This window comes from Pseudomonas sp. GD04058 (genome assembly GCF_029836855.1).
In the GTDB taxonomy this organism is placed as follows: Bacteria; Pseudomonadota; Gammaproteobacteria; order Pseudomonadales; family Pseudomonadaceae; genus Aquipseudomonas; species Aquipseudomonas bharatica.
The window spans coordinates 1-13,728 of the sequence record NZ_JAOECN010000070.1 but is presented as its reverse complement, the minus strand read 5'-3'; the positions used below and the strand labels follow the sequence as shown (position 1 = coordinate 13,728).

Below are 13,728 nucleotides of genomic sequence, written 5' to 3'. Positions count from 1 at the left end.
GTAACTCACGATCAAGCGGTTCTCGTCCAGATCATTGCCGAAGTGGCTGGAGCGCACCGTCGCATTCCTCCATTTCACCCCAAGGTTCTTCAGCGGTCCGCTCTGGATCACATAGCCGATATCCGTATCCCGCTCCCATTCCTTTCCGTCCGGTCGTCCTGCACCGAGGTCGATAGCGTCGCCACTCAGGTAGCGGGTCATGAAGGTCAGCCCGGGAAGCCCGACGCTGGCGAAATTGAAGTCATAGCGCGCCTGCCACGAACGTTCGTCCTTGTTGGCGAAGTCGCCGATCTGCACGAAGTTAACCAGGTACGCGTCGGCGCCATTGATGTAGGCGAAGCCGGTGTCGCCGCTCATGCGCTGGTAACCCAGGCCGAAGGCATGGCCGCCGATGCCGTAGGTGAACATCGCGCCCAGGGCCTTGTTGTCGACATTGCTGGCGCCGTCATCCAGCGAGCGGGCAAAGCGCAGGTCGCTCTTCAACGTCTGCCCGCCGCCCAGCGCCCAGGTGTGGCCGAGGCCCAGCATGTGCTGGCGATACAGGTGCTCGAGTTCGCCGTAGCTGTAGCTGGTGCTCAGGCTGTCGGTCCACTTGTAGTTGAGGTGGCCGAAGTTGAAGCGGTCGCTGGCATTGGAGCGGGTAACGATGCCCTTCGCCGCTCCGGTGGTGAGGCTGATGTCCTCGTAGTCCTGGGAGTCGCGCTGGTTGACCTGGCGCAACTGGCCGAGGTCGAGGCTCAGGTTGCTGATTTCCTGAACCGTGAGCTGCCCACCTTCGAAAACCTGTGGCAGCAGGCGCGAATCGTTGGGCATCAGTACCGGCAACTTGGGAATCAACGTACCGAGTTTGAGCACGCTGTTGGACGCGCGAACCTTGGCGGTCAGGCCGAGGTCGCCATAGCTGTCCTGGGCACGCCTGGGCGCTTCGCGGTCACGTTGCAGCAGGCCGCTGCCGGCGCGGTCCGGGCTGGAGTCGAGCTTGAGGCCGAGCAGGCCGATGGCATCGACGCCGAAACCCAGGGTGCCCTCGGTAAAGCCGGATTCGTAGCGCAGCAGGAAGCCTTGGGCCCATTCGTCGATCTTCGACTGGGCGGCGCCGTCCTGGCGGAAGTCGCGATTGAAATAGAAGTTGCGCATTTCCAGGCTGGCCTTGCTGTCGTCGACAAAGGCGGCCTGGGCCTGGCAGCAGAGGAGGGCGAGGGCCAGCGGGGTAAGGGTGCGGTACATGCTTGGGATCTCTTGTTGTTGTTATGGAATCAGTGACTGGACGCGGCAGCGGCACCGAGGCCGGTCTGGGCGCGGACGAACTGGTCGTCGAAGGCCTCGCGTTCACGGGCCGCGCGAGCGCTGTTGTCGAGCAGCGAGACGACCACGGTGACCAGGAACGCCAGCGGCATGGAGAACAGCGCCGGATGGTCGTAGGGGTAGATGGCCTGGGCGTTGCCCAGCACCGCGACCCACACCGCCGGCGACAGGATCACCAGCACCAGCGCGCTGACCAGCCCGGTGAAGCCACCGGCCAGGGCGCCGCGGGTGGTCAGGCCTTTCCAGTACATGGCCATGATCAGCACGGGGAAGTTGGTCGAGGCGGCGATGCCGAAGGTCAGGCCGACAAGGAATGCGATGTTCTGGTTCTCGAACAGCAGGCCCAGGCAGATCGCGACCAGGCCAAGGCCTACGGTGGCGAAGCGGGTCACGCGCATTTCCTGTTGCTCGGTCGCGCGGCCTTTCTTCAGCACCGTGGCGTACAGGTCATGGGAAATCGCCGAGGCCCCGGCCAGGGCCAGTCCGGAGACCACCGCCAGGATGGTGGCGAAGGCCACTGCCGAGAGGAAACCGAGGAACAGGTTGCCGCCCACCGCCTTGGCCAGGTGCATGGCGACCATGTTGCCGCCGCCGATCAGCGCCGCCTTCATATCACCACCGACGAAGAACTGCGGGTCCGTGCCGACGATAACGATGGCGGCATAGCCGAGGACCATCACCACCAGGAAGAAGAAACCGATGAAACCGGTCGCGTAGAACACCGATTTGCGCGCTTCCTTGGCGTTGGGCACGGTGAAGAAGCGCATCAGGATATGCGGCAGCCCGGCGATGCCGAATACCAGGCCGAGGGACAGCGAGGCGGCATTGATCGGATCAGCCAGCATCGAGCCGGGGCCCATGATGTTCCAGCCCGTGGCATGGGCCTGGACCGCGCGGGCAGCCAGGGTTTCGAAGCTGAAGCCGAATTCGGCCATCGCCAGCAGTGCCAGGGTGGTGCCGCCGACAAGCAGCAGCACGGCCTTGATGATCTGCACCCAGGTGGTGGCGATCATCCCGCCGAAGATCACGTAGACCAGCATCAGCACGCCCACCACCATCACTGCCGTGCGGTAGTCGAGGCCGAACAGCAGCTTGATCAATTGCCCCGCACCGACCATCTGCACCACCAGGTAGCAGCACACCACGGTCAACGAGCCGAAGGCGGCGAAGGTGCGGATGCGGGTCTGGTCGAGGCGGTAGGAGACGATGTCGGCGAAGGTGAAACGCCCGAGGTTGCGCAAGCGCTCGGCCATCAGGAAGGTGATGATCGGCCAGCCGACGAAGAACGCCACGGTGTAGATGAAGCCGTCGTAACCCTTGGCGAAGACCAGGCTGGACAGGCCCAGCAGCGTGGCGGCTGACATATAGTCACCGGCAATCGCCAGGCCGTTCTGGAAACCGCTGATACCGCCGCCGGCGGTGTAGAAGTCCGAGGTCGACCGGGTTTGCCGGGCGGCCCACCAGGTGATCGCCAGGGTACCCAGGACGAAGACGAAGAACATGCCGATGGCATGCAGGTTGACTGGCTGTTTTTCCGCGCCCATCGGCGCGGCGAGGGCGAGCGCCGGGGCCAAGAGGAGGGCGCCGAGGCAGAGCAGGTAGCGGCTCATTTCAGTTCCTCCAGCAGTTGGCTGCTCATGGCGTCGAAGCGGGTATTGGCGCTGCGCACGTACCAGCCGGTGAGCAGCCAGGACAGCACGATCAGCGCTGCCGCCAGCGGAATGCCGAGGGTCAGTTGGCGGCCCTCGGCCAAGGGTGCATGCAGCCAATGCGGCTGGAAGGCCACCACCGCCATGAACAGGTAGTAGGCGCCCAGTACGGCGGCGCTGAGGGACCAGGACAGGCGCGAGCGCTCGCGCACCAGGCGCTGGAATTTCGGATTGGCGCGAATCCGCGCGCAGCGTTGGGCATGGGACAGATCGGTGCTGCTCATGGGTGGTGCTCCTTGGTTTTTCTTATGGTTGTGGTCCGGCACTTTTTTCGGCGTGCAGGTGGTCGTGGCGGCGGGCAGGGCCCGTCACCGGATTCGCGGATGAAATGCGGCTGGCGCGTCTAGGCGCCGGGGATAGGTGTTCGGAAGAGGGAGGGAGGACGGCTGGCGATGGAATGAGGAATCGACATGTGAGGCACCCGGCGGCTGATTGTTAGCTCTTGATGGTTGCTGCTTCCCTGTCGAGGGGAGGCTCCGGGGGAGTTATATAACAGTCTTGAGTTTATATGGAAGTAATACCTGCTATATATAGTATTTACACTATATTTAATTTGGATTTTATTGGGGTTTTTAGCCAAGGTGAGGCTGCTTAATGGATTAGTTACCAGATGGTCGGTTGCTGCTGATGGCCCTATCGCTGGCAAGCCAGCTCCCACAGTGTCCGCGGCGCTGCCGAACCTTGTGGGAGCTGGCTTGCCAGCGATGAGGCCAACACGGCCCTCAGCCAACCTCCGCCAACCGCGCCATCACGATTCCAGCTTCTTCCCGCAACGCCCCGCAAAACGCTTCCACGAACCCCGAAGACGCCCGAAACTCCGGCCGCACCAGCATCACCCGATACGGAATCGATACCTCCAGCCGCCGCACCTGCAAGCCTCGCCCGGCCTCGCGCAGCGCGCTCAGCGGATTGATGATCGCCACCCCCAGCCCTTCACGCACCATGGCGCACACCGACGCGGCATTGGTCGTCTCGATCACCGTATGCCGCTCGACCCCGGCCTGGCGGAATTGCTCGTCCAGTTGCTGACGATAGATATCCCGCCCGGCCAGGTTGATAAAGGCCACGCCCTGGAAATCCGTCACTGCCAGGCGCTCGCGTTCCAGCAACCCATGGCCGTCGGGCAGCACGCAGAGCATATCGGCGCTGAACAGCAATTCACCCCGGGTTCCACGCGGCACCTGCTCACCCTCGGTCAACCCAAGGTCATGGCGCTGGGCGCTGAGGGATTCCTCCAGCAGTGGTGACTCCTGGGCGCTGATGCACAGCCCGACGCCGGCATGTTCGCGCTGGAACTGCTTGCACACCCGGGGCAGCAGGGTCTGGGAAAACAGCGGCAGGCAGGTCAGGTCCAGTTGTCCGTGCTCGAAGCGACGCATCGACTCCACGATGCTGTTGATCCGCTCCAGTCCGACATAGGAGCGTTCCACTTCCTCCAGCAGCATCAGCGCCTGGGCGGTAGGCAGCAGGCGCCCGCCCTGGCGATCGAACAGCTTCAGGCCGCTGAGGTTCTCCAGCCGCGCCAGCTCTCGGCTAACGGTCGGCTGCGAGGTAAACAGCAGGCGCGCAGCTCCGGTAACACTGCCGGCCAGCATGATGGCGCGGAAGACTTCGATATGACGGACGGAAAGGGACATGGCGGCGGGTCTGTTCGAAAAGAGGTGCATATCAGAACTGAATGATCCGACAAAGAATAGATATTTTTCTGAATGGATGCCGTTCGGCATCATGGCGATCTTTCCATTCCGCAGGATGTTTCCCGCAATGACCACGCCATCCGCCCTGGCCGCCGCCGCCCAGCAATTCCCCACGCCGTTCTGGACCTACGACGCCGCCGTGATCCGCGAGCGCATCGCGCGCCTGGACTGCTTCGATGTGGTCCGCTTCGCTCAGAAGGCCTGCTCCAACCTGCATATCCTGCGCCTGATGCGCGAGCATGGCGTGCGCGTCGATGCGGTGTCCCTCGGTGAGCTGGAGCGTGCAGTGTTGGCCGGCTACACCCCGGAAGGCGACCCGGCGGGCGTGGTCCTGACCTGCGACCTGCTGGACCAGCCGACCCTGGCCCGTGTCGTCGAGCTCAAGGTCGAGGTCAACTGCGGCTCCATCGACATGCTCCGCCAGTTGGGCGAGCGCTCGCCGGGCCACCGCGTCTGGCTGCGCATCAACCCGGGCTTTGGCTATGGCCACAGCCGCAAGACCAACACTGGCGGCGAAAACAGCAAGCACGGTATCTGGCATGACGAAGTTGGCGATGCCCTGGCGGTGATCCGTCAATACGGCCTGCACCTCGTCGGTATCCACATGCACATCGGCTCTGGCGTGGACTACGGCCACCTGGCCCAGGTCGGCGGGGCGATGGTCGCCACCATCAAGTCGCTGGACCACGATATCGAGGCGTTCTCCATCGGTGGCGGCCTGTCCACGCCGTACCGCGACGGTGATGTGGCCGTGGATGTGCAGCGCTACGCCAGCACCTGGCAGCAGGCGCGGGAAGAGATCGAGGCGTTCCTTGCTCATCCGGTGCGCATGGAGATCGAACCGGGGCGTTTCCTGGTGGCCGAGTCGGGTCGCCTGGTGACCGAGGTGCGGGCGGTGAAGCGGGCGGGCAGCCGCCAGTTCGTGCTGGTGGATGCCGGTTTCAACGACCTGATGCGTCCGGCCATGTATGGCGCGTACCACCATATGAGCGTGCTGGACGCCGCGGGCCGTCCCGAAGTCGAATGCGTGGTGGGTGGGCCGCTGTGCGAATCCGGCGATGTCTTCACCCAGGACGACCAGGGCCTGGTCCCGCGCCTGCTGCCGCAGCCGCAGGTGGGTGATTTGCTGGTGATGCATGACACCGGGGCCTATGGCGCGTCGATGTCGTCCAACTACAACAGCCGGCCGCTGCTGGCCGAGGTGATGCTGGATGGCGCCGAGGTGAAGCTGATTCGCCGGGCGCAGCCGCTGGCTGATCTGCTGGCGCTGGAGCAGGGTTTGTAATTCCGGATCTTCATTGCTAATGATGGCCTCATCGCTGGCAAGCCAGCTCCCACAGGGATTGTGGGAGCTGGCTTGCCAGCGATGAGGCCATGAGCAGCACTGCAAGGTCAGATCAGAACTCGATTTCCTGAGCGTTCACCACCCGACAAAACGCCCCCGCCAACGTCCCGTTGTGATGCGCCACGATCGCCTCGGCGCTCAACCCCGGCGTATCCGAACAGCTATGCCCATCCGCCACCAGCACTGCCGGGAACCCCAGGTCTCCCGCCGCACGGCAGGTGCTGTCCACGCAGTACTGCGTCTTCATCCCGGCAATCACCACGCCCGTGGCGCCACATTCCCTGAGCATTTCTACCAACCCTGTGCCGACAAAGGCATTGGGCCGGCGTTTTTCGAATACCTGCTCGCTGCCATCCAGGCGCAGGTCGGGGATCAATTGCGTAAGTGCGCTGTCCGGTGCCAACGGCGAGCCTTCAGGCCCCATATGCCGGGCCAGAAACACTGGCGCGCCAGCGGCATGGGCTTTGTCCAGCAGGGTATTCACCGCCTCGAGCATGGCTTCGCCGCGCCACGGTTTATCCGGGCCATGTACCAGGCCAACCTGCAGATCGAGAATCAAGAGTGCATCCATGGGTATCGCTCCTTGTGATAGGCCAGCGACGCCGGCGCCCCAACGAAAAAGGCCCCGTCCATCGCTGGCGGGGCCTTTCGGGTGTGGCTGTCAGCAGCTCAGGAACACCCGCATACCCCGCCGTTGGCGGTGGTAGTGGTAGTGGTCGAGGTGCTGTGGAAACGGTTCATGGGATGGACAGTAGCCTGACCACAAGGTGACGGCAACAAAGGCGTCGAGATCGACCTGATATTTCTGTCAGGTGTGGGAAAAACCGACCAGCCATAGACTGGGCCTGCGCGTTTCGGCGAGTCGCCGATGCAGGCCTGGCGTGTAGCTGCCGCGTCCGGCCTTCTTCGAACCCTGCGGGGGCGAAGCATCCCCTTGAATGCAGCCGAATCTGGAGACGACATCATGGATGTCAAGACGCTTGCCCAATACCTGGATATCAATGCTGAAAGCGTGATCGACCATAAGCTGCTGGACGGTGCTGCTGTCCTTCGAGTCGATCTGAGCAAGGAACCGCAGTTGCTACAGCCCGGCACCTCCCGGGGCACTCCGGCGGCCGACCTGCCCGAGGAAGGTGTCTTTGCTGCGGAACTCACCGTGGATGGGGTTCCTCGTCCATTCTCGGCACAACACATCAAGACAGGGCGCAACAAGATAATCCATGAAGACGACGGGACTTACGAACCGGTGCCTGCCTGGTTGATCGTCGCAAACATGTACCATCCGAACTGCACCTATGATGCCGCCATCGAGAAAATCAGTATCTGGTCCAAGAACGCCCATTCGGGGCTGGATCACGACTTGAGTGAGCCTGATCATTCGAAGCGCCCCATCTTCATGTACGCACTGGGCTATGCAATTGAAAATTCCGCAATCAATCTGATCGTGACCTGGGCAACAGCCGGCAACTTCTGGTTCCAGCATTACGCCGACGTGGAGAACGGCAAGGTCCTGACCGGTAGATTCAACGACGTGCAGTTCCGCATGCCCAACTGCCATGAGTATCTTGACCAGGCACCGGATCGTGAATTCGAGGTGTCGCTGCCTTCTGGCTCCTACAACCTGAGGGGCACCTGGTAAGTCAGGGGCAAGTGGCGTGGATGCTTTTGTGTCCACGTCACTGTTGTCCACTTCATCGAGCAACCGCTGATCTGGTTGATTACAACCCTCACAGCACTGCCAACGCCCGGCTCACCACCATCCCGGCCATGCCCAGGAGGCAGGCGAGGGCGATGGCATAGGCCAAGGTTCGCCACGGTTGCCATTGCAGCAGGTAGCACAGGGTATGGGCGATTCGCGCGGCCGTGAATACGCAGAACAACGCCAGGCTCGTGCTGGTGGCGGTGTCCAGCACCACGCACAGGCCGCCAAGCACGAAGAACAGCGGGATGTTTTCCAGATCGTTGGCCCAGGCCCTGGCTGCCCGCGTGACCTGGGGCAACTCCTCGGGGCTCGCCTGGCGGCCGACGAAGCGGGCGTCTTCAGCATTCTGAAAGGTCAGGCGACTGATGCGGTGATAGCCCTGATAGCAGGAGATGCCGAGCATCTTCAGGAACAGGATCACGACAGACAGGGCATAGAAGGGCAGCAGCGCGCTCATGTTCATTCCTTTGAAAGTGATGGCGATGACGCAGGCTAACAGCTAGCCGGGCGGGGCACCTGATATTTCTGTCAGGTGTGGGAAAGGTAACGCAGACATAGACTGGCCTCGCGCATTTCGGCGACCTCGCCGATGAAGCCCGGTCGTGTCGCTGCCATGTGTCGGGCTTCTTCGAACCTTAGGGTGACGAAGCATCCCATTGCTAGCAGCGTTAACAGGATTGGACATCATGGATATCAAGACGATTGCCCTGCTGTCAGGGGTAAAGCCGGAAAGCGTGGTCGAGCACAAGCATGTGAACGGCGCCGACCTGATGCGCATTGCTCTGAAGAATTAGCCGGGGTTGCGTCGCAGCCTGGCGGCGCGTGCTGACGATATTTTCGATCTCGACTTCGTCCTCGATGGCGCCGCACCTCGCAAGTTCGTTCCGGACCAGCTCGACAAGGAGCGCAACAACTCGTGGTACAGCCCTGGCGAAGTACCGATGCCGGGGTGGAATCTGCGTGCGGAGGTCTATCCGCCGAATAGTTCCTACGGCGTCATCCTGGAGAAGGTGAGCATTTGGGTCTTCGACCACCACGATGGTCCGTACGACCTGTCCGTTGCCGATGAAATACTCGCCCGACCCTGGATGAGGTATAGCCTGGGATTCCAGACGGAAGCCGACTACATCTCGATGATCGGCGTCAATCCCGTCTCCGGGATCATCGAGGTCAGCAGCACGCCGGTGGTTAAGGGCAGCATGCGTTTGAACGGTGCACTGTCCAACGTGGTGTTCAACATGCCCAACTGTCACGACGTTATCGAGCAGGCACCTGATCGTGCATTTGTCGTGACACTTCCGAGTGGTTTCTATGAGTTGTACGGGCAACTGTAAGTGGTGGAGGCACCCGGGGCGCTGGTAGTACCTGATATTTCTGTCAGGTGTGGGAAAAATCGGCCCGTCATAGACTGGCCCTGCGCATTTCGGCGGCCACGCCGATGAGGGCCGGTCGTGTCGCTGCCATGCACCGGTCTTCTTCGAGCCCGGCAGGGGCGAAGCATTCCACTTATTGCAGTGCTATTTGGAGAGAACATCATGGATCTCACAGTGAATCCTAGATGGTTGGGTGTGAAGGAAGACAGCGTGCTTGAACATCATCAGGTCAATGGTGCGGATATCTTCCGCGTCCGTTTGGACAATGAGCCGCAGTTGCGCCAGGCCTTCGAATCCCGTGCCGCTGCAAAGGCGCAGTTACCTGATGGTGATGATTTCAAGACGGAATACGTGCTCGATTCCGAAATTCGAATGTTCGACGCCCAAGGCATGGACAAAAGGAGACTCCTCGAGGAGAACGTCCGGCTTTCGTGGCGCCTGCAAGCACAATCCTTCCCACCCCAAAGCGCTTTTGGAGCGGCGATCGAGTATTTTTCCTTTCTTATCTTCGATGAGTACTCCGGCGTGGAATTCGACTTGTCCGCTCCGCAGGATGGCTATCAGTCGAGAATGTTGAGTTATGTGCTGGGATACGAAAACGGCGATGACACCGTGACCCTGGTGAGTCGCAATGCAACAAGGGGAACCTTCAAATGCAACCACCAGCGCATTTCTCCCGATACCATGGAGCTGATCGCCACCTTTCGTAATGTCGTGGTGGATATGCCGAATATTCACGACCTCTTCGAACAGGCACCTGATCGTCCGTTTCAGGTGTATGTGCGCTGGGGCACCTATGACCTGACTGGGTTCTCGCAAGACTAGGCCTCTCAGGAGACATCACCAACTACGGCATCAACGGTATCTTGTGAGGCGATCTTCTCCAGCGGTCCGGGCAAGGTTTATCCGGACTGCTGGCCTTTCCCGATTTCCCCGAACAACCATTCCCGGAATACCTCCAGCGCCACCGGCACTTCTCCCGGCCGGCTGACGAGCACATAGCGCTCGCTGAGTTGTGTCACTTCCGGCCACGGCGCACGCAGCCGATCCTGAGCCAGGTCCTCCTCGACATACAGGCGCGGCACCAGCGCCACGCCCATCCCGGCGCGGGCGGCGTCGATCAGCAGGGAGAAGCGGTCATAGCGCGGGCCTGTTGCAGGCTGCGGCAGTTCGATACCGCTGTGCCGTGCGTACGCCGCCCATTGCTCGCCGTCCTCGTGCTTGTGCAACAGTGGTAGTTCGGCGGGCGCACGCCCGGCCAGACCGGGATGGCAGACCGCAAGCAGCGGCGCCTGGAACAACGCCTGCACCTGCATAGCGCTCCAGGCCGGGTGCTCGATATTGATCGCTGCGTGCAGCTCGCTGTCGGCCAGGTTAAACGGCTCGGTGCGTTCACGAAGGTTGATCCGGACCTGCGGATGGCGCTGATGAAAATCCGCCATGCGTGGAATCAGCCAGCGGCTGGCAAAGGTCGGGATCACGCCGATTTCCAGCGGCGCATCGACCCGGGCATCGGCCTGCAGCTGGCGGGTCCGGCGTTCGATCATGTCCAGTGCTTCGCGCATTTCGGCGGCATAGCGGGCGCCAAGATCGGACAGTTCGACGCGATTGCCCACCCGGTGGAAAAGACGCACGCCGACCTGCTCCTCCAGCTTGGCGATCTGTCGGCTGATGGCGCCTTCGGTGAGGGAAAGCTCCTGGGCGGCGCGGGCAAAGCTCTGATGGCGGGCTGCTGCCTCGAGGGCGAGCAGGGCGGTGGTACCGGGAAGACGTCGTGTCACGGGAGATGCGGTCCTTGCGCGAGGGGCGACAGGATGACGCATGGGCAAGCTGCCTTGCAAAATTTTCGGTAACGATTGCATGGCCGCGATCATTAGCATTCCTCATCCAACAACAACGGAGCCATGAGGGTGATGAGGACTATCGATCGGGTATTGCTGGGGGCCGGGCTGCTGGTGCCGTTTTGGCTGTTTTTCGGGGTGTTGATTACTGCCAGCCAGTTTCCTGGGTACAGCCATATCGACCTGGCCATGAGTCAGTTGGGGGCGGTGGGTGCGCCGACTCATGATGTTTCGCCATGGGTGAACAACCTGCCGCTGGGGGTGCTATTCGTGTCGTGCGGTATGGGGCTGTTTAGGCGGTTCGAGGGATCGCGGCTGGCCTGGATCGCCGCACTGCTGGTTATCGTGCATGGCCTGGCCAGCATGAGTGCCGGCTATTTCCCCTGCGATCAGGGCTGTGTGCCGGCAGAGCCTTCGTTCTCCCAGCGCATGCATAACCTGTCCGGGCTGGTGATGTTCCTCTCGCTGACCCTGGCCAGTGCGTTGTGGATTTTCCTGGGCAGGAGCTTGCTCGGTTCGCCGGGCTTTTCCCGCCTCTCGTTGCTGTGCACCGTGCTGGCGCTGGTCACTGTCGGGCTGATGGCCGCGGCGATGGAGAGCGGGCATGGCTTTGGTCTGTACCAGCGCCTCAACTATGGCATCGCGGTGATCTGGCTGGCGGTGTTGGCGTGGATGAGCTTGCGCTGACGTTGCGGCTGGCGAAACCGGAGGGCGACGTGCCATCATGTAATAACATTGCATCCGTCAACGAGTATCGATTACGCATGTCTGCCACACCTTCAACCCGTCTTCACTCGATCGACGCCCTGCGCGGCCTGGTCATTCTCTTCATGCTGCTGGATCACGTGCGCGAGACCTTCTACCTGCACATGCAGGTCAGCGATCCCATGGACGTGAGCCAGACCGACCCGGCGCTGTTCTTCAGCCGCACCCTGGCGCACCTGTGTGCGCCGGTGTTCATTCTGCTGACCGGCCTTTCGGCGTTTCTCTACGGCGAAAAACAGCAGGGCAAGGCGGCGGTGTCCAGCTTCCTGTTCAAGCGCGGGCTGTTCCTGGTTGTGCTGGAGTTCACCCTGGTCAACTTCGCCTGGACCTTCCAGTTGCCGCCGAGCGTGATCTACCTCCAGGTGATCTGGGCCATCGGCCTGAGCATGCTGGCCCTCAGCGCCTTGATCTGGCTGCCGCGGGCGCTGCTGATCGGGTTGGGTGTGGTGCTGGTGGCGGGGCATAACCTGCTCGATGGCGTGCATTTCCCGGTCGGGTCGGCGATGCATGTGCCTTGGGCGGTGCTGCATGACCGGGGCTGGATCGAAGCGGGCGAGGGGCTGCGGTTGCGTACGTCCTATCCGCTGCTGCCATGGATCGGGGTGATTGCCCTGGGCTACGGAATCGGGCCGTGGTTTGCCCGGGGCAGCGAGGCGTCGACGCGGCGCCGGCGCCTGCTTCTGGCTGGCGGTTCGGCGCTGGCTTTGTTCCTTGTGCTGCGTCTGCTCAACGGCTACGGCGAGAAACCCTGGGCTGTCGGCGAGACGACGGTGCAGACGCTGATGAGCTTCTTCAACATCACCAAGTACCCGCCGTCGTTGCTGTTCCTGGCCTTGACCCTGGGCATCGGGCTGTTGCTGCTGGTGGCTTTCGAGCGGCGCAACGAGGGCCGGGCGGTGCGCTGGCTGGCGGTGTTCGGGGCGGCGCCGATGTTCTTCTATCTGCTGCACCTGTATGTGTTGAAGGTGTTGTATGTGCTGGCCGTGGGATTGTTCGGGACCAACCAGGGGCAGTATTTCGGCTTCGATTCCGTCGCAGGGGTGTGGCTCGGGGCGGTGCTGCTGGCGCTGGGGTTGTATCTGCCGGTGCGCTGGTTTGCCCGCTTGAAGGCACGGCGGCGGGATATTGCTTGGTTGAAGTATTTGTAGGTTGGCAACACGGACCCTGTGGGAGCTGGCTTGCCAGCGATAGCGGTAATGAATTCACCGACGCCATCGCTGGCAAGCCAGCTCCCACAGGGTTAGCGGTGCTCGTGAGGCCTGTATAGATGTCGCATATCGCTACGAAATTCCCGCGATTTCCGACTTTTCTGTAGGCAATTTCCCAATCATACTTCCGCGCCTCGTTTGACGTTGCACTCCTGGAAATGGCTGCCTAGTCTTCGCCGGTCGCTGCTGCTTGGCGATCAGGTTTGGTCACCTGCACCTTTCTGGAACCGCTCGTCTTGAAGGACGATAGCGTCGGCTGCTGCTGTCATGGCGGCTGTGCGTGGAGCACCTTCGGGTGCGCCGGAGTGTGTTCCAGATGCCGGTTGACCAATCCGCGTACAGTCGTCACCCAATCGTTTGGTCACGTTCTGGGTGGCGGTTTCCGTCACTTTTCTGGAACGCCAACATGATCAAACCCGTACCCGATCCACCCCGCACCGCCCACACTCACTTCGCCACCTGCAACGGCACCCATCCACCGCTTTTCAGCGTCTGTGAAGGCGCCAGCATGGAAGATGTCCTCGTGCACCTGACCATGTCCCTGTCCTCGGCCTATGAAACCAACTACCAGGTCTGCGAATCGGCGAGCAAGCCGATGCAGAGCCTTGCCTGGGCGACCCAGCATTCGCTGGAGATCTGCCAGGCGTTGGTGGAGTCGTTGCTTAAGACGGCAGAGCGGAAGCAGGAAGAGGCTTGAGCCCCAAGCTCCAAAGCATGACGCGGACCCTGTGGGAGTCCGCCCGCCGCCCCGGCGCCGCGCTGTCGCGCAGCAAACATGGGCGC

General features: G+C 61.9%; 14 protein-coding genes. 7 read left to right on the top strand and 7 right to left on the bottom strand.

Annotated elements, in window-relative coordinates; all coding sequences use genetic code 11:
- From N7650_RS27370 to N7650_RS27355, 4 genes are all read right to left on the bottom strand, one after another.
- Positions 1-1,227: OprD family porin (locus N7650_RS27370; RefSeq protein WP_279900852.1), on the bottom strand; the 1,227-nt coding region annotated here is incomplete at its 3' end.
- A 29-nt stretch (positions 1,228-1,256) separates the two neighbouring features.
- Complete coding sequence (locus N7650_RS27365; protein WP_279900850.1) at positions 1,257-2,915, bottom strand: cation acetate symporter; 1,659 nt, start codon at positions 2,913-2,915, stop codon at positions 1,257-1,259.
- Positions 2,912-3,238, bottom strand: coding sequence for a DUF485 domain-containing protein (locus tag N7650_RS27360; RefSeq protein ID WP_009405693.1), 327 nt, complete (start codon positions 3,236-3,238; stop codon positions 2,912-2,914). The genes N7650_RS27365 and N7650_RS27360 overlap by 4 nt, the downstream gene beginning before the upstream one ends.
- Positions 3,239-3,736: 498 nt before the next feature.
- Positions 3,737-4,651: a LysR family transcriptional regulator gene (locus N7650_RS27355; RefSeq protein WP_009405691.1), complete on the bottom strand. Its 915-nt coding sequence runs from the start codon at positions 4,649-4,651 to the stop codon at positions 3,737-3,739.
- Positions 4,652-4,778: 127 nt separating this feature from the next.
- Between N7650_RS27355 and lysA the strand changes: the two genes are divergently transcribed.
- Complete coding sequence (gene lysA, locus N7650_RS27350) at positions 4,779-5,996, top strand: diaminopimelate decarboxylase (protein WP_009405689.1); 1,218 nt, start codon at positions 4,779-4,781, stop codon at positions 5,994-5,996.
- A gap of 112 nt (positions 5,997-6,108) precedes the next feature.
- On the opposite strand, the gene N7650_RS27345 is transcribed toward lysA, so the two are convergent.
- Complete coding sequence (locus N7650_RS27345; RefSeq protein WP_009405687.1) at positions 6,109-6,627, bottom strand: cysteine hydrolase family protein; 519 nt, start codon at positions 6,625-6,627, stop codon at positions 6,109-6,111.
- Positions 6,628-7,020: 393 nt separating this feature from the next.
- Between N7650_RS27345 and N7650_RS27340 the strand changes: the two genes are divergently transcribed.
- Positions 7,021-7,695 (top strand): hypothetical protein, encoded by a 675-nt coding sequence (locus N7650_RS27340; protein WP_009405686.1) that lies wholly within the window; start codon positions 7,021-7,023, stop codon positions 7,693-7,695.
- Positions 7,696-7,783: 88 nt separating this feature from the next.
- Here the strand turns inward: N7650_RS27340 and N7650_RS27335 are convergent, their stop codons facing one another.
- Entirely contained in the window at positions 7,784-8,215 is a 432-nt protein-coding gene (locus tag N7650_RS27335; RefSeq protein WP_009405684.1) for an MAPEG family protein, read from the bottom strand.
- Positions 8,216-8,558: 343 nt separating this feature from the next.
- Between N7650_RS27335 and N7650_RS27330 the strand changes: the two genes are divergently transcribed.
- Both N7650_RS27330 and N7650_RS27325 read left to right on the top strand, forming a co-directional pair.
- Complete coding sequence (locus N7650_RS27330; RefSeq protein WP_279900847.1) at positions 8,559-9,092, top strand: hypothetical protein; 534 nt, start codon at positions 8,559-8,561, stop codon at positions 9,090-9,092.
- Between the two features lie 201 nt (positions 9,093-9,293).
- On the top strand, positions 9,294-9,956 hold the full coding sequence (locus N7650_RS27325) for a hypothetical protein (protein ID WP_279900846.1): 663 nt from the start codon (positions 9,294-9,296) through the stop codon (positions 9,954-9,956).
- Positions 9,957-10,033: 77 nt separating this feature from the next.
- On the opposite strand, the gene N7650_RS27320 is transcribed toward N7650_RS27325, so the two are convergent.
- Entirely contained in the window at positions 10,034-10,912 is an 879-nt protein-coding gene (locus N7650_RS27320; protein WP_279900844.1) for a LysR substrate-binding domain-containing protein, read from the bottom strand.
- Positions 10,913-11,044: 132 nt separating this feature from the next.
- On the opposite strand from N7650_RS27320, the gene N7650_RS27315 reads away from it, so the two are divergent.
- From N7650_RS27315 to N7650_RS27305, 3 genes are all read left to right on the top strand, one after another.
- Positions 11,045-11,659: a DUF998 domain-containing protein gene (locus tag N7650_RS27315; protein WP_279900843.1), complete on the top strand. Its 615-nt coding sequence runs from the start codon at positions 11,045-11,047 to the stop codon at positions 11,657-11,659.
- Positions 11,660-11,736: 77 nt separating this feature from the next.
- The gene (locus N7650_RS27310; protein ID WP_279900842.1) at positions 11,737-12,885 is read left to right on the top strand and encodes a DUF1624 domain-containing protein; all 1,149 of its coding nucleotides are present in this window, start codon (positions 11,737-11,739) and stop codon (positions 12,883-12,885) included.
- A gap of 466 nt (positions 12,886-13,351) precedes the next feature.
- The gene (locus N7650_RS27305) at positions 13,352-13,642 is read left to right on the top strand and encodes a hypothetical protein (protein WP_009405666.1); all 291 of its coding nucleotides are present in this window, start codon (positions 13,352-13,354) and stop codon (positions 13,640-13,642) included.
- Positions 13,643-13,728 lie beyond the last annotated feature (86 nt).